The sequence below is a fragment of the Paraburkholderia sp. Clong3 genome (assembly GCF_050436485.1).
GTDB classification, from domain to species: Bacteria; Pseudomonadota; Gammaproteobacteria; order Burkholderiales; family Burkholderiaceae; genus Paraburkholderia; species Paraburkholderia tuberum.
Map to the genome: position 1 here is coordinate 1552345 of NZ_JBNDMH010000002.1, position 20993 is coordinate 1573337.

The following is a 20993-nucleotide window of genomic DNA, read 5'->3' on the forward strand; positions in this document are numbered from 1 at the left end:
GCGTCACTTTCTGGAGAAATTCATGAAGCACCGCATGTCCGCCCGTTCGCATCGCCTGCGACAGCGCTTGCTGGGTGCGCTGCTCGTCGCGCTCGGCCTGCTGTCGGTGCCGACGGCCTTCGCGCAGAACGACGACCGCCCGCCCCCGCTCAACACCGCGAGCGCCGTCAAGCCGCCCACCACGCCGGCCGCGCAGGTCGGCAAGCTGACGCTCGACCAGCAGGTCAAATGGCTGCGCGCCGCGCAGCAAAGCGGCACGCTCGAAAAGCTCGACGACGCGCAACTGGTCGCGCTGTTCCAGTCGCTCGATCCGCTCGCGCTGCCGCGCTATATCAAGGAAGGGCCGAACGACTACCCGTCGTACGAGTTCACGATGTCGCGCTCCGAGCGCATTCGCGGCATCTGGCCCGACAAGCCCGATCACATGCTGGTGCGCGTCGCGCACGACCCGCTGCGCATCTACGCGAAGTGGCTGCCCGACGGCGCGCACGCGGGCCAGGAAATCATCTACGACGAATCGAAACGTAGCGACGAAACCTACGGCCACCTCGGCGGCATCATGAACGTGATGCCGTTGTGGACGTCGCTGACCGGCGCGCTCGCACGCTCGCAATCGAATCACAGCGTGCGCGATCTCGGCACCGAGTACGTTGCCGATCAATACCTGAGTGAAGGAAGAAAATACACCGAGGCCGGCTTGCCGCGTTCGGTGCAGATCGAAGTGAAGACCATCGACGGTGTGCGCGTCGTCGCGTTCACGTTCGAAACACCGGTCGGCCAGCCGCAGTTCTACTCGAAAAAGGAGACGCTCGGGCTCGATCTGCGTCATCCGTTCTTTCGCAGCGTCCAGTCTTACGACAACGACGGCAAGATTTTCGAGCAGATCGTGTTCGAGAGCATCACGCCGAAGACATTCGACGATTCGACCTTCGATCCGAAGAACAAGGCCTACAAGTTCTAGCGCGCGCTGCGCGGCGTCAGCGCGAAGGCCACATGGGCGGGTTGCGCATCCAGCCCCTCGCGCGCTTCGTGACGATGCTCGACGAAGCGTCCCGTGCGAAGCGCGAGGTGTTGCAGGACGAAGTAATCGGACGCGCGCGTGAAGCCGATCAGCGCGGGCATCACGTGCGGGGTCCGCCCATCGTCGAGCAGTGGCGCAAGGGTGGTGAACCAGAGCGCGCCCGCATCGTCGCCGGTCTCGAAGGTCGGCAAGCGAAGATGCGCGGCATAGCGTGCGAACGTCGCGCCGCATTCGAGCGTCGAGTCGACGATCGCGAACGCGCGCGCATCGTCAGCGCACGCGGCGGCTTGCGCGAGCCACGGCCATGCGCCGCCCGCGGCCGTCGCGAGGCATGCACCGGTGAGCATGAAAGTGCGTCGGTCCATTGGCGTGTACGTTCCGTTCTGTTTGCGCTTCGGTCTGCCGTGTGTGTCCGCACGCGTCGTTCACGTGTACCCCCGCCGGTCGCGCCACGCCGCCGGCCAGATGCCCTGCTTGCCCGGCGCGAGAATGCCGTTCGGATCGAGCGCATCCTTCAGCGTTTCGGCGAAGCGCAGCGACGCACCGTCGTTGAAGCTGTATTGCGCGGCCGCGAAATCCATGTACGCGAGATGCGCGCGATATTCGCCGTAGCCGGCCGCGCGCGCGTCGCTCATCAGCGAGCGCAGCAGCGCGCCGGCCTGCTCCACCTGGTTCGCGTCGTCGCGATCGAAAATCGCCGCGAAAATATGATGCAGATGCCGCGCGCCCGCGGTAAAGCCACCGTAGTAGTCGAAGCCGTATTCGGCGGCGCGCGCTTTCACCATCGTGTACTGGCGCATCGCGTCGCGCCCGGTCGCCGGACAGATCGGCGCGAAGTCGACGTGCGCGCCCGCGCCGCCGCGCCAGTCGAGCATGCGAAACGCGGTCATCGCGGGAATGCCGGCCATGTTGCGATCGCCGCCGCCAGTCGGCTGAGCATCGCCCGCATAGCGCGCCGCCGTGAGCCGCGCCTCTGGCACCCGCGCGAACGCGCGCTCGATCAGCGCGTAGCGCGCATCGATCAACTCGGGCGTGCCGTACAGCGCGAAATGCAGGTTCCAGCGCCCGACGCCGAGTTTGTCGAGCATCGCCTGCACCGCGCTTTCGGGCATCGCGCCCGCGCCGTCGTACCACTGCCGGCGTGGCGACAGGCTCGCCGCGCGCCGCAATCCGCCCTCGATCACCGCGTGATTGCGGATCGTGCCGTCGAGCCGCAACGGCCGCAGAATCTCGACGATCTCCTCCAGATCGGCCTCGCGACGAAACTGGATTTCGCCGAGCAGATACGCGGGCGGCGCGGGCATCAGCCACACGCCGAGCTTCGTCACGATGCCGTAGTTCGACTGCATGAACATCGCATCGAACGACGGCCCGTAGCCCGGCTGATACAGCTGCCACGCGGTGCCGATCTCGACGCCGCCCATGCCGGTGCGCAGCACGTCGCCGTTGGCGAGCACGACCTCCATCCCGCATTGGGCCGCCGCGTGATCGCCGTAGTCGGTATAGCCGAAGCCGCGCTCCAGCGTGTTGCCGACCACGCTGCCCCAGCCGGCAGCCGGTGGATCGACCCACAGCTTGTAACCCTTGTCGCGCAGATGCGCGTACAGATCGAAATAGCTGACGCCCGGTTCGACCAGCGCGTAGGCGAGCGTTTCGTTGACTTCGAGGATGCGGTTCATGCGCTGCAAGTCGAGCACGACCGAGCCGCTGAGACGCGGCGCCGCGCCGCCGTACGCGAAGTTGCGCCCGGTCGACACGGTCCACAGCGCAATCCGGTACTGATTGGCGATGCGCAGCACCGCGCGGATTTCATCGACCGACGCGGGCAGCAGCGCGGCGCTCGCGACAAACGCCCCCGGCTCGCCAGGCGCGAACGGATCGACATAGGCGGCGAGGCCGGCGTCGGAACGCAGCACGTGCGCTTCACCGACGATCGCGCGCCAGCCGGCGAGCGCCCGCTCGAACTGCGCGGCGGACAGGTTGGGCGGCAGCGTCTGGGGCAAGGCGTCTCCTTGTCGGTCGGGCAACCCGCGGGTGCAGTCGCGCGGGCAGCTATGCGTGCGTCGCCGCTGACGGCCTTGACGACACCCTACCGCCCGCTACTGCTGCCACGTGTCAGGCTTACCACCGAGCTCGCTGCACACGTCGATCGCGATCTCACGCAGCTTGCCTTCCGCGATCGCGCCAGACAGCGCGTAGCCCATGCCGTCGCTGATCCAGTAGAAGGTGCGGCGGTTGCCGTCGCGAAACAGGCGGAACGCGGTTTCGTCGCGGGTGACGCCGGTCACGTACAGCGTCAGGCGCGCGCCGGCCTGGTTCTCGTACATGAACTGCGCAGCCGGCCCGGCCTCGCCGGGCAACAGCCGGCCGCCCACCAGCGAATAACCATACTCCTGCAGCGACGGCACCGACAGCGGACGATTCAGCCGCTTCGACAGCCAGGTGATCAGATGCTCCTCTTCGCTCGCGGCGACTTCGACCGGATGACGCCGCTCCGGCGAGTACACCGCGTACGCGACATCCGCGCGCTGCGCAAAACCGGCCGGCTGTCCGCCGAAGCCGCTCCACGCGCCGCCGGTCAGCCGCGGCGCGAGCGGACCGAGGGCCAGCGCGAGCCCGGCGCCAGCCGCGAGCCAGCAGGCGGCGAGACCCGCGCGCTGCCACCACGGCCGCGTCCGACGCACGACGATGAAAGCCGGCTCCTCCGCCTCCGTGGGCTGGCTGCCTGCATAGCTTCGCTCGCCGGCTTCAGCGGTTTGCTGCCGATCGTCGGCCCGCTGCCCTGCTTGCGCTTGCCGCGCATCGCTGTCCGGCGCGCCGCACAGCGCCCGCAGCGCCGCCTTCTGCGCGCGCCACGCGGCCACGCGCGCGGTGGCCTGCGGATGCTGGCGAAGCTGCGTTTCGATCGCGGCGCGCTGCTCTTCCGGCAATTCGCCATCGACATAGGCCGACAGCGCGCGCAGATCGAGCTCGTCATGCAAGCCGGAATCGGAGTCATCGTTGTTCATTGTCGGTTTCTCACCACTTTCAGCGGCGCGACTTTATGCGCCGCCCGCGGCGCACGGGGCTGCGGTCCGTGCATCGGCCCTGGCGGCTCCTCGCACAGCAACGCGCGCATATGCTCGCGCGCCCGCGACAGCCGTGACATCACCGTACCGATCGGCACCCCCAGCGCGCTCGATGCCTCCTGGTACGACAGCTCCTCGACGCACACCAGCAGCAGCACCTCACGCTGCTCGAGTGGCAGGCAGTACAGCGCGCGCTGCACGTCGCGCAGCACCAGACCGTCGACCTCACCGTGCGGCGCCTCGAGATTGCGCCACGGCGCGCTTTCGTCGTCGACGGCGATCTCGCGGCGCCCGCGCAGCTGGTCGATGTACAGATGCCGCAGGATCGTCAGCAGCCACGCGCGCAGGTTGCTGTTCGGCCGGAATGCCGACCAGCGCGCAAGCGCGCGCTCCGCCGTATCCTGCACGAGATCGTCGGCCCAGGCGCGGTCGCCCGTCAGTGCGCGCGCATAGCGGCGCAGCTGGGGCAGCCACGCGATCACTTCCGCTTCGAATGTCACCCGGCGTGCCAGGCCCGGTCGCGGCGTTAGTAACCGCCGCCGCTGCTGTTGCTGTTGCTGTTCGAACCCGACGCGGCGTTGTCGGTATCGGCCGCGTGCGCGAGGGAGCCGCACGCGAGCGCGAGCAGGACGAAGAGCGCTGACAGAATACGGGATGCTTTCATGGTGAGCCTCCTGGCAGATGCCCGGCACACGATCGACCGACCGGCGCGGCGGGCGGCAGGCCGCGGAATGCGGTACTGCCATACTGGACTTAACGCCGCGATCGCGTGGTTTATTCCACCGCCGTCGTGGCGCTGTTTCGCTGCGCTGTTTCTCCGGGCTTTTTCGCGGCGCTTCGACGCCGCCGCCGTGGTCGCGCAACATGCCCCTATGTTCTTCCTTTTCCGCCAACCATGCCGGCAATGCCTGGAGAGACCGGAAGAAGACGACATTGACCAGCAGATTCGTAACTCAACGTTACAGTCCCGCGTTATCGGATGCTTATGTGCTCGCAAGTCGTTATAGTGGACAAAGTTCGCCCCGTCGACGCGTTCTGCCCCCGCATAGGGTAGAAAGGGTAAAATCGCGGCGAACCACCGTCTATCTAACCTGAATTGTCCATGGCTTCCGCAGAATCGCATCCGCAAAACGACTTCATGAACGCTGCGCGCAAGGAACGAAAGCGCGTCGAAATCTATCTGGTCAACGGCATCCGCCTGACCGGATGCATCGAGTCGTTCGATCAGTACCTGGTGATGCTGCGCACGCCGGTTGGCCTGCAAGGCATCTACAAGCGCGCGATCTCCACGATCCAGCTCGACACCGGCACGCGGCCGGCGCCGCGCACGGGCCGAACGTCGCATGGCGAACATGGCGCGCGCGGTCCCCATGGTTCGCGCGAACATCGCGAGCCGCGCGAAGGGCGCGAATCGTACGGCACGCCGTCGGCGGAACGCACGCCGAGCGAGCGCAGCGGCAACTCCGAAGGTCCGGTGGTCGTCACGCGGCGGCGGCGTCTGTTCGGCACCGGCGGCGAAAGCGGCAATCATGGCGGCAATCATGGCGGCAACCACGGCGGCAACCACGGCGGCGGCAGCCCCGGCGGCAATCAGGAATAAATACGAAGAAGCTGTAGCGGCCGCGCCTCGCTACTCCGCGGACGAACCGAGGCGCCGCAGAATTTTCTCCAGTTGGGTCAGCTGACGCTCGGTCAGCTCGAATCTCCCCTTGACCGCCAGCACGCGGCGCCGTCAGTAGCCGGCGTCGAACAGGTGCAGCGCCGGTTGCCGCGTCGCCCAATCCAGGTGTGTCGCCCAATCCAGGTGTTCCAGTTCGGTTTCCACGACGTGGGCTGCGAGCACTCGTCGCGAGCCCGCCGGCTTTTTCCCGTTCATCAGGTTCGCTGTGTGATGAATCGATGGAGGTGTCGTTCGCGGCTCAAGCGTGGCTCAAGCGCGGCTCAAGCGCGGCCGGGACACCACTCGGAGAACGAATCGATGCCGGCCGGCTTTAAACGACGCGCCTGCGCCATCTGGCGGTCGTTCGCCGATAGCCGCGATGCGCTATGCTGAATGATCGACCCTCTACCGAAGGAGCGCGCCATGACCAGCAAAAACCAGCATGCCTCCCGACCGGCGCGCACGCGCCGGACGCCCCCGACGTCCGCCGATACGCGGCTCGACGAAGCGCTGATGGAAAGCTTTCCCGCCAGCGATCCGATCGCCGTCGACGTGACGCAGCCGCCTCGCGAACGGATGCGCAAAACGCAAGCGGATACGCGCAAGCGGCATTGAAGTCGCGCCGTCTTGCGTCGTACGACGGCGGCGCACAACGACGCGGCAACGAGCCGTCAGGGCTCGCGAAAAATGCCGAGTGCAAATGCCGAAATGCCCGGCGGTAAAAGTGCATGCGCGGGCTGGCGGGGTATGGAAAGCACCGATCAAACATAACAACGGTAACGCCCGCGGACGAGCCGGACGCCGCACCGATTTCCGCGCCGTCCCGCCACTCCACCCAGGCTCACACCGTCGTGCTCAATGCACCGGCAAGCCGCTATTGAGCTGACGCTGCAGGTCGCGCACCTGGCGCTGCGCGACGCGCAACTGATCCTGCGCGGCGGCCTTCTGCTGCGCCAGTTCGGTCGCCTCGGCGCGCTTCTGCTCCTGCTGGCTCGCGACGATGCTTTGCTGCTGACGCGCGACGTCGAGGTCGGCCTGCAGCCGGCTCGCGCGTTCCTGCGACAGCGCGACCATGCGCTGCGTGAACGCCTTCTGCGCTTCGAGTTGCGTACGGCGGATCTCGATGTCCGACAGTTGCATCGTCTGCCGCGCGAAATCCTTGTAGATCAGCTCGGCGCGCGCGGCGTCCTGCGACTTGATCACGCGCCAGAAGTTTTTCTGCTGGAACAGCGCGACGTAGTAGGTCATCTCCTTGCCGTAGAACAGCAGGCTCGCGCCATAGCTGCCGTTATACGTGGTGCGCAATTCGCTCAGATCCGGGCCGTGGATCATCTGCTGCAATTCAGCCACGTTCCCGGTGGCGGATTGCCGGTTTTCATCCGGCGTCAGTGCAGTGGTTTCCGCCTGGCCGGCCTGCGAGGTGTCGGGAAACGCACTCGTCGTACCCGGCTGGGACACGACCGTACCGCTCGCACCACTGTTCTCCAGAGCCTGTGCATTCGCGCCCTGAAGGGCCCCCAATACGATGCATGCGGCCAGAGCAATCTCTCGTAGCTTCGACTTTCGGTCCATGTGATACCTGTTGAACAGATTTTGTTTTAGTAGAAAACGGGGAATTATTACTCACTTTCGCGGGTTTCGGGCTCTTCGTCGAAAATATGGTACTTGCGCGTTTGCTTCTATAACAGGCACAAGCGTAGTCCCGCCTCACCGGCGCGGCGGTAGACGACGGTCCGTTCGATTCCCTGCCGCTGATCGAGGCGCCCCACCGCGGTCCGAACCTGACCGTGCAGGTCGACGGCGGGAAGTCGATTTCGTTCGACGAAGTCGCGCAACGCTTCACACCGCTCGTCGGCAAGGACATGCCATGAGCCGGGCGATGCGTCGGGCGATTCCGGCTGGGGCGCGACGGTCGAGGCCAACCGGCCGATCACGCTCGGCTTCACCTATGCGTACTGCGACAGCCTCGATGTGTCCGTCGGAAAAGCGGTCGGTGATGCGCCGGTGGAGAGCGCATCGCACAGTCCGCGCATCAACGCGAGGTTCTGCTACCAGCTGAATTGACACGCTTCAGAAGTGCCGCGAGCGGATTAGAAGCTCCACTATCAAACGACGCATGCACTTTCGCGTATTCTGCGCTGACGATGCAAACGGCACACCGCTGGCACCGTTACGCATCGCGAGGGCTGGTACCGCACATCCGACCACGATGCCCATAACGCCGCGCGACCATGATCGCGCTGTCTCATATCAAGGAGGAAGGCAATGACGCAATTCACTCGACGTGCCGGCGCGCTTGCGCTGCGCACCGCCCGTCACGCCGCGCTCGCCGGCGCCCTGCTCGCCAGCGCAGTGACCGCGATGGCGCAGACCGATACACCGATCGGCACGTGGCAAACCATCGACGATCACACGGGCCAGCCGAAGGCGCTCGTGCAGATCACACAAGACGGCAATGGCGAACTGAACGGCAAGGTTATCAAGGGTCTCGGCGCGAACGACCAGCCGGATCGCCGTTGCACCGAATGCACCGACGCGCGCAAGGATCAACCGGTCCTCGGCATGACCATCATCAACAGCATGAAGAAGGATGGCGACGCGTGGGATCACGGCCAGATTCTCGATCCTGAAAACGGCAAGGTCTACAAATGCAAGATGCATCTCGAGGACGGCGGCAACAAGCTCGTGGTGCGTGGCTACATTGGGGTCGCGCTGCTTGGCCGCTCGCAAACGTGGATACGGCAGCAATGAGGGTCGACGTGCGGCGCATGCGTGGCGCCTGGCACGTCGCCTGAATGTGCGCATGATGCTGCAACGATGCGCGCTCTGCGCCAGGAGGTGCAACATAAAAAACGGCCGGCGATCAAGAATCGCGCGGCCGTTTTCATTGGGGCAAGCTGTTTGCGATGGTCATGCTGCCTGCTTGAGCGGTGCAGCGTAAGCAATCGGCGACGCCGGCACCGACGTGGCCGGTACCGGATTGTATGCGGCGGCCGGAACACGAAACGCCGCGGGCACGCGCTTGGACGCGGCGCGCTTGTGCTGCACGCTCGCGTGCGTGCGCATACGCGCTTCCATCAATCTGCAGAAATCTTCGCTCGCGGTGCCGAGCAGTTGCTCCGTGACGTGCTTGAGCACGCCCGATTCGTACCACGACTTGAAGCGGCGATGACAGGTCTGATATGGCGGGTAGCGGCGCGGCATTGCGGACCAGGTGGCGCCGCTATACATGACCCAAAGCACGCCGTTGAGCACCGAGCGGGTATTGGCAAGTGGACGGCCACGCATTTCGGTACGCGGCCGGAGTTCGGGCAGCAGTGGCGCAACGCGCTGCCATTCTTCATCGGTGATTTCGCGATACGGGTTCATGCTTCCTCCTTTGTCAGAACAACGACAAAAGATAGCCAGTCATCCGTGCGCTGTATATCAGACCACTCCGATTCCTGAAAATGTGTCGTGCGCGGTAGCTCAGGTTAGGGACGTGTCGACAATCCGGCGCGGCGTGTCGAGATACTCCTTCGACTGCATCTCGACGATGCGCGACACCGTACGCGTGAATTCATTAGCCATCGGACCGTCGACGTACAACTGCTCCGGCGGCACCGCAGCCGACATCAACAGCTTGACCTTGTGGTCGTAGAACACGTCGATGAGCCACGTGAAGCGGCGCGCTTCCGACGCCATGCGCACCGACATCTGCGGCACGTCCGACAGGATCACCGCGTGAAAGCGGGTCGCGAGTTCGAGGTAGTCGTTCTGCGAGCGCGGGCCCCCGCACAGCGTCGCGAAGTCGAACCAGACCACGCCGTCCGCGCGGCGCAGCGCCTTCAGCTCGCGCTTCTCGATATGCAGCAGCGGGCTTTCGTCGGGCACCGCGGCGAGGCGCGCGAAGGCGTCGCGCAGCGCCTTGCCGGCGGCGGCGTCCAGTGGCGTGTGATAGACCTCCACCTGCGCGAGCGTGCGCTGGCGATAATCGATCCCCGCGTCGACGTTGATCACGTCGAGCTTCTGCTTGATCAGTTCGATCGCGGGCAGCATGCGGTCGCGATGCAGGCCGTCCGGGTACAGCGTGTCGGGCGCGTAGTTTGACGTCATCACGAACTGCACGCCGTTCTCGAACAGCTTGTCGAGCAGGCGATACAGGATCATCGCGTCGGCGATATCCGACACGTGGAATTCGTCGAAACAGATCAGCCGATAGCGCTTCGCAATGCGCCGCGCGAGTTCGTCGAGCGGATCGGCCCGGCCTTTGAGTTCTTCGAGTTCGCGATGCACTTCGCGCATGAACTCGTGGAAGTGCAGACGGGTTTTGCGATGCAACGGCACGATCATGTAGAAGCTGTCCATCAGGAAGCTCTTGCCGCGGCCCACGCCGCCCCACATGTACACGCCGCGCGGCAGATCGGGGTGAATGATCAGCTTCCTGAACGCGTTCGAGCGGCGCGACTTGTATGCGACCCACTCTTCATAGCACCGCTGCAGGCGGTCGACCGCCGCGCGCTGCGCCGGATCGGATTGATAACCGCGCGTCTGCAGTTCTTTTTCGTAGTATTCGGTGACGTTCATCGTGTTGCTGCAAAAAGAAAGGCGGGAGGGATTGAACCCCGCCCGCCTTTGGTGATGCCAAGGTTGCGTTTCGGTCAGGCGTGCGTGCTTACATGTTCAGCGCGCGCTTGTCGACGGCGAGTGCCGCTTCGCGCATGACTTCCGACAGCGACGGGTGCGGATGGCAAATACGGCCGATGTCTTCCGACGCCGCCTTGAACTCCATCGCCACCACGGCTTCCGCGATCAGGTCCGATGCGTTCGCCGAGATGATGTGCACGCCGAGCAGTTCGTCGGTCTTCGCGTCGGCGATCATCTTGACGAAACCGTCCGCCTTGTTGATGCCGAGCGCGCGGCCGTTAGCCATGAACGGGAACTGGCCGGTCTTGATCTCGCGGCCTTCCGCCTTCAGTTGCTGCTCCGTCTTGCCGACCCATGCGATTTCCGGTTCGGTGTAGATCACCCACGGAATGCAGTTGTAGTCGATGTGCGGCTTCTGACCGTCGATCACTTCGGCAACCAGCACGCCTTCGTCCTCAGCCTTGTGCGCGAGCATCGGGCCACGCACCACGTCACCGATCGCGTACACGTTCGGCACGGCCGTCGCGCAGTGGTCGTCCACGTCGATGAAGCCGCGCTCGTTGGCCTTCAGGCCGATCGCTTCGAGGCCGAGGTTGTCGGTGTTCGGCACGCGGCCGACCGACACGACCAGGCGGTCGGCTTCGAGCGTCTGCGCGTTGCCGTCCTTGTCCGTGTAGGCGATCGTCACGCCGTTTTCGCTCGTCTTCACTTCGCCGACCTTCACGCCGACGCGGATGTCGAGACCTTGCTTCTTGAACTGCTTGGCCGCTTCCTTCGACAGCGCCTCGTCAGCCACGCCGAGGAATTCCGGCAGCGCTTCGAGCACGGTCACGTCCGCGCCGAGGCGGCGCCACACCGAGCCGAGTTCCAGACCGATCACGCCTGCGCCGATCACGGCGAGCTTCTTCGGTGCCGTGTCGAACGACAATGCGCCTTCGTTGTCGGCGATCAGCTTGTTGTCGACCGGAATGCCCGGCAGATGACGCGCCTTCGAACCCGTTGCGATGATCACGTTCTTCGCCGTGACGACTTCGCTGCTTGCACCATCTTCGCCTTCGCCGCTCACTTCGATCTGCACGCCGGCGTCCGTCTTGCCGGTGAACTTGCCATGGCCCTTGAGCCACGTGATCTTGTTCTTGCGGAACAGGAATTCGATGCCCTTGGTCATCTTCTCGACGATGCCGTCCTTGCGGCCCATCATCTTCGAGATATCGACCGAAACGTTTTCCACCGAGATGCCGTGGTCGGCAAGGTGATGCGACGCGTTCTCGAACTCTTCCGACGAAGCGAGCAATGCCTTCGACGGAATGCAGCCGACGTTCAGGCAGGTGCCGCCGAGCTTCAGCGTGCCGGCCGGGTTCTTCCACTTTTCGATACATGCGACGGTCTTGCCGAGCTGCGCTGCGCGGATGGCGGCGACATAACCGCCAGGGCCTGCGCCGATCACGACGACGTCAAATTCTTTGGACATGACAATCCCTTTGATGGCGGAACGGCGCCGGGCCACCCGAGGTGGCGCGCGCCGTTCCTGTACTGCGGAATGCTAAAGACGTGCTACGGATGACGCCGGCCCGCGCGAACCGCCGGCCGGCGTCGGTGGAACGTGCGCTTACAGGTCGAGCAGCAGGCGAGCCGGATCTTCCAGCGCATCCTTCATCGCGACCAGCGACAGCACTGCTTCGCGGCCGTCGATGATACGGTGGTCGTACGACAGCGCGAGGTAGTTCATCGGGCGGATCACGATCTGGCCGTTTTCGACCACTGCGCGTTCCTTGGTGGCGTGCACGCCGAGAATCGCGGACTGCGGCGGGTTGATGATCGGGGTGGACAGCATCGAGCCGAACACGCCGCCGTTCGAGATCGAGAATGTACCGCCGGTCATTTCTTCGATGGACAGCTTGCCGTCCTTCGCCTTCTGGCCAAATTCGGCGATCTTCTTCTCGATGTCGGCGAGGCTCAGCTGATCTGCATTGCGCAGGATCGGCACCACCAGACCGCGCGGCGAACCGACAGCGATACCGATGTCGAAGTAGCCGTGGTAGACGATGTCGTTACCGTCGATCGACGCGTTCACGAGCGGGAACTTCTTCAGCGCGTGGACAGCTGCCTTCACGAAGAACGACATGAAGCCGAGCTTCACGCCGTGTTCCTTCTCGAACTTGTCCTTGTACTTGTTGCGCAGCTCCATGACCGGCGCCATGTTCACTTCGTTGAACGTCGTGAGGATGGCGTTGGTTTGCTGCGACTCGAGCAGACGCTCGGCGATACGAGCACGCAGACGCGACATCGGCACGCGCTGTTCCGGACGGTCCTTCAGCCATTGATCGGCCGATGCCGGGGCCTTGACGTCCGGCAGCGACGGCTTCGCAGCCTTCGGTGCGGCAGCCGGAGCCGGTGCGGCCTTGGCAGCCGGAGCAGCCTGGCCGGCGACGAGCACGTCGCCCTTCGTGATACGGCCGTCGCGGCCGGTGCCGGCGACGTCGCCCGCAGCCAGACCCTTCTCTGCCATCAGCTTGCCGGCAGCCGGCGAAGCAGCGGTGTTCGACCCCGTTGCGACAGCGGCCTGAGCCGCCGGTGCGGGAGCCGCGGCAGCGACCGGAGCCGGCTTCACTTCGGCTTCGACAGCGGCGGCGCCCGCGGTGCCTTCGGTGTCGATCTTCGCGATCACCTGCTCGGCCGTGACCGTGTCGCCGTCGTTCGAAATGACTTGCGCGAGCACGCCTGCTGCCGGTGCCGGCACTTCGAGCACGACCTTGTCGGTCTCGATTTCGATGAGGATTTCGTCCTGAGCGACAGCCTCGCCGGGCTTCTTCTTCCACTGCAGCATGGTTGCCTCCGAGACCGACTCGGAGAGCTGGGGAACCTTGACTTCAACAATAGCCATTATGAGTATCCTGAATACGTATCGGGTGACGGCGCTTCTTCACGACCGCCTGCGAACCGTGAACGCCGCGCCTGAACCTCATGGGAAACGTTCGGCGCGGCGCGGGAAAGCGCACTGCGCTTTCCCGGCTCGTCTGTTTCTTTATTTAGCGATCGACGCGCTCTTGAGACGGCCGAAAGCGCCTTCGATCAGCGCCTTCTGCTGCTCGTAGTGCTTCGCGTAGTAGCCGACTGCAGGCGAAGCCGAAGCCGGACGGCCGCTGTACGCCAGCTTCTGCCCTTCCTTCATGCCTTCCTTCAGATGGTGCTCGATGTAGAACCACGGGCCCTGATTCTGCGGCTCGTCCTGCACCCACACCACTTCGGTTGCGTTGTCGTACTTCTTCATTTCCGCTTCGAACTGCTTGTGCGCGAACGGATAGAGCTGTTCGATACGGATGATCGCGACGTCGTTCACCTTCGCTTCGCGGCGATGCGCGACCAGGTCGTAGTACACGCGGCCCGAGCAGGCCAGCACGCGCTTGACCTTCTTCGCGTCGATGGTTTCGTCCACTTCGCCGATGACCGGCTGGAACGAACCCTTCGCGAGTTCCGACAGATCCGACACGGCTTCCTTGTGACGCAGCAACGACTTCGGCGTCGCGACGATCAGCGGCTTGCGGAACAGGCGGATCATCTGGCGACGCAGCAGGTGGAAGACCTGCGCCGGCGTGGTCGGCTGAACGACCTGCATGTTGTGGTCTGCGCACAGTTGCAGGAAACGCTCGATACGCGCCGACGAGTGCTCCGGCCCCTGGCCTTCGTAGCCGTGCGGCAGCAGCATGGTCAGGCCCGACACGCGGCCCCACTTCACTTCGCCCGACGAGATGAACTGGTCGATCACGACTTGCGCGCCATTCACGAAGTCGCCGAACTGCGCTTCCCACGCGACGAACGTGTTCGGTTCAGCGGTCGAGTAACCGTATTCGAAGCCGAGCACCGCTTCTTCCGACAGCACCGAGTCGATCACCGTGAACTTCGCCTGACCTTCGGCGATGTTCTGCAGCGGCACGTAGGTGCCGTCGTTCCAGCGCTCGCGGTTCTGGTCGTGCAGCACTGCGTGACGGTGCGTGAACGTGCCGCGGCCCGAATCCTGACCGGTCAGGCGCACGGCATAACCGGATGCGACCAGCGACGCGAACGCGAGGTGCTCGCCCATGCCCCAGTCGAGCTTCGCTTCGCCGCGGCCCATGGCGCGACGGTCGTTGATCACGCGCTCGACGAGCGGGTGAACCTTGAAGTTTTCCGGAATCGTGGTGATGCGTTCGGCGAGGCGCTTCAGTTCCGCGAGCGGCACGGCCGTGTCGGCCGCGTCGGTCCACTTGCGGTTCAGGAACGGCACCCAATCCACCGCGTACTTGCTCTTGTAGTTCGAGAGCACCGGGTCGACCGTGTGGTGGCCCTCGTCCATCGCCCTGCGATAAGCCTTGACGAATTCCTCGCCATCCTCGGCCTTGATGACGCCCTGCTGAACGAGCTTTTCAGCGTACAGCGCGCGCGTGCCGGGGTGCTTCGAAATCGTCTTGTACATCAGCGGCTGCGTGACCGCCGGGGTGTCCTGCTCGTTGTGGCCCAGCTTGCGGAAGCAGACGATGTCGACGACGACGTCCTTGTGGAACTGCATGCGGAAGTCGATCGCCATCTGGGTGGCCAGCACGACCGCTTCGGGATCGTCACCGTTCACGTGCAGCACCGGCGCTTCGATCATCTTGACGACGTCCGAGCAGTACAACGTGGAGCGCGAGTCGCGCGGGTCCGACGTCGTGAAGCCGATCTGGTTGTTGATGACGATGTGCAGCGTGCCGTGCGTGCCATAACCGCGCGTTTGCGCGAGGTTCAGCGTTTCCATCACGACGCCCTGGCCAGCGAAAGCCGCGTCGCCGTGGATCTGCACCGGCAGCACCTGAACGCCGTTTTCGTCGCCGCGACGGTCCATACGCGCCTTCGCCGAGCCCTCGACCACCGGGTTGACGATTTCGAGGTGCGACGGGTTGAACGCGAGCGACAGGTGAACCGGGCCGCCTTCCGTCGCGACGTCCGACGAGAAGCCCTTGTGGTACTTCACGTCGCCGGCCGGCAGATCATCGACGTGCTTGCCTTCGAATTCGGCGAACAGGTCTGCCGGCATCTTGCCGAGCGTATTGACCAGCACGTTCAAACGGCCGCGGTGAGCCATCGCGATGACGATTTCCTGAACGCCGCGCAGACCGCCGTGACGCACGACTTCGTCCATTGCCGCGATGAAGCTCTCGCCGCCTTCGAGCGAGAAGCGCTTCTGGCCGACGTACTTGGTGTGCAGGAAACGCTCGAGGCCTTCGGCGGCCGTCAGGCGATTCAGGATGTGCTTCTTCTTGTCGTTGTTGAAGCTCGGCGTCGAACGGATCGATTCGAGGCGTTCCTTCCACCAGCGCTTCTGCTCCGGATCGCTGATGTACATGTACTCGGCGCCGATCGTGCCGCAGTACGTGTCGCGCAGGGCTTTGACGATCTCGCGCAGCGTTGCGCGCTCGAACCCGAAGTACAGATTCGTTGCGCTGAACTCCTGGTCCATGTCGGCTTCGGTGAAGTCGTAGAACGCGGGCTCAAGTTCGGGGATCGCGGGACGCTCGCGGCGCTTCAGAGGATCGAGATTGGCCCATTGCGAGCCGAGGAAGCGATATGCGCCGATGAGGGACTGGACGTAAACCTGTTTGCGGGCGGTTGCGAGATCTTCGCCGCCGGCCGTTGCGCGCGGCAGGAAGGCATTGGCCTTGGCGCGCTGGGCAAACGATTCGACGATCGGGCCATGGGCCACGTCGTTGGCGTTGCTGCCGTCCGATGCGGGCACGTTCTGCAACGCATCGAAATAGCTGCGCCAGGTCTCGGGCACTGACGCCGGATTATCGAGATACGCTTCGTACATTTCTTCAACGTACGGAGCATTGCCGCCGAACAGATAAGAGTTCGACTGGAATTGCTTCATCATTTTTACGCTCACCTTTCTTCGAGTTTCTCGAGAAATAGCGGGTTACCGAACCTTCCGCGACACGGCCTGACCGTTTAGCGGATTGCGCGAATCAAGTCTTGCTTGGAAGGACCTAAAACTTTGCACCCGGGAGCATAGCACAGAACGAAAAGCCCAGATAGCGAACGGCACAGGCGCAAAGCCTGTGATGGCGGGCGTTTCGCGGGCGACGGGGTGCCTTTTCACAGCGCGCAACAGTGTTCTGTGAGAAATGAAGGCGAACGGCGCAATGGGTGTCTACATGTGTGCCGCCCCGGAAAGTGGCAGGCATGATGCAGCGCCAAACGTTTTGATGCGCCAAAAACAAGGAAGCCACCCGAAGGTGGCTTCCGCTTCCTGCTATCCAGACGGATATTCGAGTCCGGCTTATTCGCCGGCAACCTTGTTGCGGCTCGCGCTGCGGCGCTCGTGTTCCTTCAGGTAGCGCTTGCGCAGACGGATCGACTTTGGCGTGACTTCGACCAGCTCGTCGTCGTCGATAAACTCGACCGCGTATTCGAGCGACAGCTGAACCGGCGGCACGAGACGCACGGCTTCGTCGGTGCCAGACGCGCGCACGTTGGTAAGCTGCTTGCCCTTGATCGGGTTCACGACGAGATCGTTGTCGCGGCTGTGGATGCCGATGATCATGCCTTCATACAGCGCTTCTCCCGGCGCCACGAACATGCGGCCGCGGTCCTGCAGCTTCCACAGTGCGTACGCGACTGCCGCGCCGTCGTCCTGCGAGATCAGCACGCCGTTGCGACGTTCGCCGACTGCGCCTTCCTTGACCGGCTGGTAAGAATCGAACGTGTGGCTCATCAGACCCGTACCGCGCGTGAGCGTGAGGAATTCCGACTGGAAGCCGATCAGACCACGCGCCGAAATACGGTACTCGAGACGCGTGCGGCCACGGCCGTCCGATGCCATGTCGAGCATTTCGCCCTTGCGGCGGCCAAGTTCTTCCATTACGCCGCCCTGGTGGGTGTCTTCCATGTCGACGGTCAGATTTTCGTACGGCTCGTGCTTCTCGCCGTCGATTTCCTGCATCACGACGCGCGGACGCGACACGGCCAGCTCGTAGCCTTCGCGGCGCATGTTTTCGACCAGAATGGTCAGGTGCAGCTCACCGCGGCCGGCCACTTCGAACGTCGTTTCGTCGCCGGTATCGCGCACGCGCAGCGCGACGTTGTGATTCAGTTCCTTCATCAGGCGGTCGCGAATCTGGCGGCTCGTGACGAACTTGCCTTCACGGCCCGCGAGCGGCGACGAGTTGACGAGGAAGTTCATCGTCAGCGTGGGTTCGTCGACGGTGATCATCGGCAGCGCTTCCGGCTGTTCCGGCGAGCAGATCGTCACGCCGATGCCCACTTCCTCGATACCGTTGATCAGCACGATGTCGCCCGCCTCGGCCGAGTCGACCTGCACGCGATCGAGACCCTTGAACGACAGCACCTGGTTGATCTTGCGATTGAGGATTTCGCCTTCCGGGCCCGATCGCACCGCGACGGCCATGCCCGGCTTGATGCGGCCGCGCGTGATACGGCCAATGCCGATACGACCAACGTACGACGAGTAGTCGAGCGACGTGATTTGCAGTTGCAGCGGACCTTCCGGGTCGGCCGGGCGCACCGGCACGTGCTGCAGGATTGCCTCGAACAAAGGACGCATGTCGCCGTCGCGTACATCAGGCGTGAGACCCGCGTAGCCGTTCAGGCCCGATGCGTAGACGATCGGAAAGTCGAGCTGCTCTTCGCTGGCGCCGAGCTTGTCGAACAGGTCGAAGGTCTGGTTGATCACCCAGTCGATCCGCGCGCCCGGACGGTCGACCTTATTGACCACGACGATCGGCTTCAAACCCAGTGCGAGCGCCTTCTTCGTGACGAAGCGGGTTTGCGGCATCGGGCCTTCCACCGCGTCAACGAGCAGCAGCACCGAGTCGACCATCGACAGCACGCGCTCCACTTCGCCGCCGAAGTCGGCGTGCCCCGGCGTGTCGACGATATTGATGTGCGTGCCCTCGTACTCCACCGCGCAGTTCTTCGACAGGATCGTGATGCCGCGCTCTTTTTCGATGTCGTTCGAGTCCATCACGCGCTCGGCGATCTGCTGGTTCTCGCGGAACGTGGCGGTCTGACGGAGGAGCTGGTCGACGAGCGTGGTCTTGCCGTGGTCGACGTGAGCAATGATGGCGATGTTGCGTAGGGCGCGGGTCATAGGAAACCTGAAGACGGTTGAGTGCGCCGCTTGCTTATGCTGCTGGTTGAGGAGCCAAACCACGACAACAAGCCCAAAGCGCACTTTTGGGAACCCAAAATTATAGCACGCACGGATGATCCTTTTCTGGTATTCCCCGATAGACCGTCCGCTCTCCGCGCCTGGGCGAGTTGCGCGAATCGCGCCTTGCCCCGCCCTACGTCATTCGGTACGGTTTGTTGCTTGAGCGCGAAATAATCCTTGCCTAAGCTGTATTAACGCTTGTCGCGTCAATCAACAGCCAGCTATACTAATGCCTAGTCAACCATTGCATTCGCACGAGAATCATGACGCAGCCGTCCAACAAATTCACGCCGGATCCCAGCGAGTACCAGCTCGGCGAAAGCGTCGGCTATCTCATCTCGCGGGTGAAATCGACGCTATCAAACCTGATCACGCAGCGCAGCATGGCCGAACTCGGCATCACCAGCCAGCAAGGCAGCATCCTGTTCATGGTGGCAAGCGGCAAATGCCTGCTCGCGGCTGAGTTGGCGCGTGAATACGGTATCGACGCAAGCGCCGTCACGCGCCTGATCGATCGGCTCGAAAAGCGCGGCCTGCTCACGCGGGTGCGCAGTAACGAAGACCGGCGCGTCGTGCGCCTCGCGTTGACGCCGGAAGGCCATGCGATCGCGGCTCGCATGCCGGCCATTTTCAATGGCGTGCTCGATAACCTGCTGAACGGGTTCACCCCGGAAGAAGTGGGCTTCCTGAAGAGCATGCTGCGTCGCGTGCTCGTTAATTCCGGCGAACACACGGGACTTTCCCGCGACGCCGCAAGCCATCCCGATAGCAAATCGTAATAGCTTGCTTGCTGCGTCCATCAATACATTCCACTCAAAAAAGAGTCGAGCGATGAAATCCCTTTCCCTGTCCGCGCCCGCGCTGTCGAGCCGGGCCGCTGTCGCCGCCGCGGTGACGGCGCTCGCCCTCACGGGGTGCGCGAACTACTTCGGCGTCAAAAGCGACAAGCAGATCGCGTCGCCGACGCAGTACGAGTCGACGCAGAGTCTGCCCAACGAGGGCGGCCAGTGGCCATCGCTCGACTGGGCCAACCAGTTCGGCGACCCGCAACTGCCGAAGCTGATCGCGGAAGCGCTCGAGGGCAGCCCGTCGATCGCCCAGGCGCAAGCGCGGCTCGCAAAGGCTTCGTCGTATATCGAAAGCTCGCGCGCAGCGCTGTTCCCGAAGGTCAGCGCGAGCTATTCGTGGACCCGCGAGCTGTACTCGGCAAACTCCCTTTACCCGCCTCCGTTCGGCGGCACCTGGTATAGCGAGAACAACGTGCTCGCGAGCGCGTCGTGGGATCTCGACCTGTGGGGCAAGAACCGTCAGCGGCTCGGCCAGGCCGTGTCGCAGCAGAAAGCCGCCGAGGCCGATATGCAGCAGGCGCGCGTGACGCTCGCCGCGTCGGTCGCGAGCACCTACAACCAGCTCTCGCAGCTGTATGCGTTTCGCGACATCGCCGCGCGTGAAATCGCGAACCGCCAGGACGTCGGCCGTATCACGAATGACCGCGTGACGGCCGGCCTCGACACCAACGTCGAGAAGCAGACCGCCGCCGGCAACGTCGCGACGAGCCAGTCGAACCTGACCGACCTCGACGGACAGATCACCGTCGTGCGCTACCAGTTGGGCGCGCTGCTCGGCAAAGGCCCGGACCGTGGCCTGCAGATCGACAAGCCGGTGCTCACCGGCGGCGACGTGGTCGCTCTGCCGGACAACATCCCGGCCGACCTCGTGGCGCGTCGCGCGGACATCGTCGCCGCGCGCTGGCAGGTCGAAGCCGCGATGCATGACGTGAAGGAAGCGAAAGCCGAGTTCTACCCGGACGTGAATCTCGCGGCCGGCTTCGGCTTCGACGCGTTCGGCTGGGGCCGTTTCCTGACCGCGTCGAGCCGTCAGATCCAGTTCGGCCCGGCGATCCATCTGCCGATCTTCGACGCCGGCGCGTTGCGCGCGCAGTTGAAGGGCCGCTACGCCGACTTCGAGGGCGACGTCGCGAACTACAACCAGACGCTGATCAACGCGCTGCAGGACGTCTCGACGCAGGTGTCGTCGATCCGCTCGATCGACCGTCAGGAGGGTGACGCCCAGCGCGCGCTCGACGCGTCGAGCAAGGCGTACCAGCTCGCCGTAATCCGCTACAAGGCCGGCCTGTCGCCGCAGCTGCAGGTGCTCAACGCCGACGAAAACCGCCTTGCCGCCGAGCAGACGGTCACGGGTCTGCAGATGCGCCGCCGTAGTCTGCAGATCGGTCTGATCAAGGCACTGGGCGGCGGCTTCGACGCAACCCAGACCGGTCTCGTCGTGCCGACCGATGCTCCCGCATCGGCCAACGCCGCAAACCACGCCGCGAACCACGCCACGAGCACCGCCGCGAACTGAGCGAGCCCGCCCGCGCCGACGCACACGCATACACACGAACACTCGAATAAACGACGACGTTCAAAAGAA

Annotated in this window: 19 protein-coding genes and 2 pseudogenes; 7 read left to right on the top strand and 14 right to left on the bottom strand. The window is 64.1% G+C overall.

Going from position 1 to position 20993, the window contains the following annotated elements; all coding sequences use genetic code 11:
- Positions 1–22: 22 nt before the first annotated feature.
- Positions 23–961, top strand: a complete 939-nt coding sequence (locus OKW30_RS11420; RefSeq protein ID WP_429346736.1) for a DUF1571 domain-containing protein — start codon at positions 23–25, stop codon at positions 959–961.
- Here OKW30_RS11420 and OKW30_RS11425 read toward each other — a convergent pair.
- The 5 genes from OKW30_RS11425 to OKW30_RS11445 all read right to left on the bottom strand — a co-directional run bounded on the left by OKW30_RS11425 (position 958) and on the right by OKW30_RS11445 (position 4753).
- On the bottom strand, positions 958–1386 hold the full coding sequence (locus tag OKW30_RS11425; RefSeq protein WP_429346737.1) for a hypothetical protein: 429 nt from the start codon (positions 1384–1386) through the stop codon (positions 958–960). The genes OKW30_RS11420 and OKW30_RS11425 overlap by 4 nt on opposite strands.
- A gap of 60 nt (positions 1387–1446) precedes the next feature.
- Positions 1447–3024, bottom strand: a complete 1578-nt coding sequence (locus OKW30_RS11430; RefSeq protein ID WP_184071264.1) for an FAD-binding oxidoreductase — start codon at positions 3022–3024, stop codon at positions 1447–1449.
- Between the two features lie 96 nt (positions 3025–3120).
- A complete protein-coding gene (locus OKW30_RS11435) occupies positions 3121–4029 on the bottom strand; it encodes an anti-sigma factor family protein (RefSeq protein ID WP_429346738.1) in 909 nt (302 codons plus the stop codon).
- Positions 4026–4589 (bottom strand): sigma-70 family RNA polymerase sigma factor, encoded by a 564-nt coding sequence (locus tag OKW30_RS11440; protein WP_184071260.1) that lies wholly within the window; start codon positions 4587–4589, stop codon positions 4026–4028. Before OKW30_RS11440 ends, OKW30_RS11435 begins: the two co-directional genes overlap by 4 nt.
- 26 nt (positions 4590–4615) lie before the next feature.
- Positions 4616–4753: a hypothetical protein gene (locus OKW30_RS11445; protein WP_184029857.1), complete on the bottom strand. Its 138-nt coding sequence runs from the start codon at positions 4751–4753 to the stop codon at positions 4616–4618.
- 438 nt (positions 4754–5191) lie between these two features.
- Here OKW30_RS11445 and hfq point away from each other — a divergent pair, with 438 nt between their 5' ends.
- Complete coding sequence (hfq, locus tag OKW30_RS11450; RefSeq protein WP_429346739.1) at positions 5192–5689, top strand: RNA chaperone Hfq; 498 nt, start codon at positions 5192–5194, stop codon at positions 5687–5689.
- Positions 5690–5719: 30 nt separating this feature from the next.
- Here the strand turns inward: hfq and OKW30_RS11455 are convergent.
- Positions 5720–5965, bottom strand: a pseudogene (locus tag OKW30_RS11455) (hypothetical protein).
- Positions 5966–6172: 207 nt separating this feature from the next.
- On the opposite strand from OKW30_RS11455, the gene OKW30_RS11460 reads away from it, so the two are divergent.
- The gene (locus OKW30_RS11460) at positions 6173–6364 is read left to right on the top strand and encodes a hypothetical protein (RefSeq protein ID WP_090805694.1); all 192 of its coding nucleotides are present in this window, start codon (positions 6173–6175) and stop codon (positions 6362–6364) included.
- 240 nt (positions 6365–6604) lie between these two features.
- On the opposite strand, the gene OKW30_RS11465 is transcribed toward OKW30_RS11460, so the two are convergent.
- Both OKW30_RS11465 and OKW30_RS11470 read right to left on the bottom strand, forming a co-directional pair.
- A complete protein-coding gene (locus tag OKW30_RS11465; RefSeq protein ID WP_429346740.1) occupies positions 6605–7321 on the bottom strand; it encodes a DUF2968 domain-containing protein in 717 nt (238 codons plus the stop codon).
- 107 nt (positions 7322–7428) lie between these two features.
- A complete protein-coding gene (locus tag OKW30_RS11470) occupies positions 7429–7695 on the bottom strand; it encodes a hypothetical protein (RefSeq protein ID WP_184071250.1) in 267 nt (88 codons plus the stop codon).
- On the opposite strand from OKW30_RS11470, the pseudogene OKW30_RS11475 reads away from it, so the two are divergent.
- Positions 7616–7813, top strand: a pseudogene (locus OKW30_RS11475) (ShlB/FhaC/HecB family hemolysin secretion/activation protein); the annotation flags it as partial. The gene OKW30_RS11470 and the pseudogene OKW30_RS11475 sit on opposite strands and share 80 nt — an antisense overlap.
- Before the next feature lie 201 nt (positions 7814–8014).
- A complete protein-coding gene (locus OKW30_RS11480; protein ID WP_184066797.1) occupies positions 8015–8500 on the top strand; it encodes a DUF2147 domain-containing protein in 486 nt (161 codons plus the stop codon).
- A 159-nt stretch (positions 8501–8659) separates the two neighbouring features.
- On the opposite strand, the gene OKW30_RS11485 is transcribed toward OKW30_RS11480, so the two are convergent.
- The 6 genes from OKW30_RS11485 to typA all read right to left on the bottom strand — a co-directional run bounded on the left by OKW30_RS11485 (position 8660) and on the right by typA (position 18497).
- Entirely contained in the window at positions 8660–9118 is a 459-nt protein-coding gene (locus tag OKW30_RS11485) for a transposase (RefSeq protein ID WP_184029885.1), read from the bottom strand.
- 99 nt (positions 9119–9217) lie between these two features.
- Positions 9218–10315 carry a cell division protein ZapE gene (gene zapE / locus OKW30_RS11490; protein ID WP_090804139.1) on the bottom strand — a complete coding sequence of 366 codons (1098 nt, stop codon included), beginning with the start codon at positions 10313–10315 and terminating at the stop codon, positions 9218–9220.
- 88 nt (positions 10316–10403) lie between these two features.
- On the bottom strand, positions 10404–11846 hold the full coding sequence (gene lpdA / locus OKW30_RS11495) for a dihydrolipoyl dehydrogenase (protein ID WP_429346741.1): 1443 nt from the start codon (positions 11844–11846) through the stop codon (positions 10404–10406).
- 138 nt (positions 11847–11984) lie between these two features.
- Complete coding sequence (gene odhB / locus OKW30_RS11500) at positions 11985–13259, bottom strand: 2-oxoglutarate dehydrogenase complex dihydrolipoyllysine-residue succinyltransferase (protein ID WP_184029896.1); 1275 nt, start codon at positions 13257–13259, stop codon at positions 11985–11987.
- A 141-nt stretch (positions 13260–13400) separates the two neighbouring features.
- A complete protein-coding gene (locus OKW30_RS11505; protein ID WP_184029901.1) occupies positions 13401–16262 on the bottom strand; it encodes a 2-oxoglutarate dehydrogenase E1 component in 2862 nt (953 codons plus the stop codon).
- Positions 16263–16667: 405 nt separating this feature from the next.
- Positions 16668–18497 carry a translational GTPase TypA gene (gene typA / locus OKW30_RS11510; RefSeq protein ID WP_187618988.1) on the bottom strand — a complete coding sequence of 610 codons (1830 nt, stop codon included), beginning with the start codon at positions 18495–18497 and terminating at the stop codon, positions 16668–16670.
- A 326-nt stretch (positions 18498–18823) separates the two neighbouring features.
- On the opposite strand from typA, the gene OKW30_RS11515 reads away from it, so the two are divergent.
- Positions 18824–19339 carry a MarR family winged helix-turn-helix transcriptional regulator gene (locus OKW30_RS11515; protein WP_184071244.1) on the top strand — a complete coding sequence of 172 codons (516 nt, stop codon included), beginning with the start codon at positions 18824–18826 and terminating at the stop codon, positions 19337–19339.
- 52 nt (positions 19340–19391) lie between these two features.
- Complete coding sequence (locus OKW30_RS11520) at positions 19392–20924, top strand: efflux transporter outer membrane subunit (RefSeq protein WP_429346742.1); 1533 nt, start codon at positions 19392–19394, stop codon at positions 20922–20924.
- Positions 20925–20993 lie beyond the last annotated feature (69 nt).

Bases quoted from the DNA above. Each gene is read 5' to 3' on its own strand.
- OKW30_RS11420 (WP_429346736.1), top strand. From the start codon at position 23: ATGAAGCACCGCATGTCCGCCCGTTCGCATCGCCTGCGACAGCGCTTG.
- OKW30_RS11425 (WP_429346737.1), bottom strand. From the start codon at position 1,386: ATGGACCGACGCACTTTCATGCTCACCGGTGCATGCCTCGCGACGGCC.
- OKW30_RS11435 (WP_429346738.1), bottom strand. From the start codon at position 4,029: ATGAACAACGATGACTCCGATTCCGGCTTGCATGACGAGCTCGATCTG.
- OKW30_RS11445 (WP_184029857.1), bottom strand. From the start codon at position 4,753: ATGAAAGCATCCCGTATTCTGTCAGCGCTCTTCGTCCTGCTCGCGCTC.
- hfq (WP_429346739.1), top strand. From the start codon at position 5,192: ATGGCTTCCGCAGAATCGCATCCGCAAAACGACTTCATGAACGCTGCG.
- OKW30_RS11460 (WP_090805694.1), top strand. From the start codon at position 6,173: ATGACCAGCAAAAACCAGCATGCCTCCCGACCGGCGCGCACGCGCCGG.
- OKW30_RS11465 (WP_429346740.1), bottom strand. From the start codon at position 7,321: ATGGACCGAAAGTCGAAGCTACGAGAGATTGCTCTGGCCGCATGCATC.
- OKW30_RS11480 (WP_184066797.1), top strand. From the start codon at position 8,015: ATGACGCAATTCACTCGACGTGCCGGCGCGCTTGCGCTGCGCACCGCC.
- OKW30_RS11485 (WP_184029885.1), bottom strand. From the start codon at position 9,118: ATGAACCCGTATCGCGAAATCACCGATGAAGAATGGCAGCGCGTTGCG.
- zapE (WP_090804139.1), bottom strand. From the start codon at position 10,315: ATGAACGTCACCGAATACTACGAAAAAGAACTGCAGACGCGCGGTTAT.
- lpdA (WP_429346741.1), bottom strand. From the start codon at position 11,846: ATGTCCAAAGAATTTGACGTCGTCGTGATCGGCGCAGGCCCTGGCGGT.
- odhB (WP_184029896.1), bottom strand. From the start codon at position 13,259: ATGGCTATTGTTGAAGTCAAGGTTCCCCAGCTCTCCGAGTCGGTCTCG.
- OKW30_RS11505 (WP_184029901.1), bottom strand. From the start codon at position 16,262: ATGATGAAGCAATTCCAGTCGAACTCTTATCTGTTCGGCGGCAATGCT.
- typA (WP_187618988.1), bottom strand. From the start codon at position 18,497: ATGACCCGCGCCCTACGCAACATCGCCATCATTGCTCACGTCGACCAC.
- OKW30_RS11515 (WP_184071244.1), top strand. From the start codon at position 18,824: ATGACGCAGCCGTCCAACAAATTCACGCCGGATCCCAGCGAGTACCAG.
- OKW30_RS11520 (WP_429346742.1), top strand. From the start codon at position 19,392: ATGAAATCCCTTTCCCTGTCCGCGCCCGCGCTGTCGAGCCGGGCCGCT.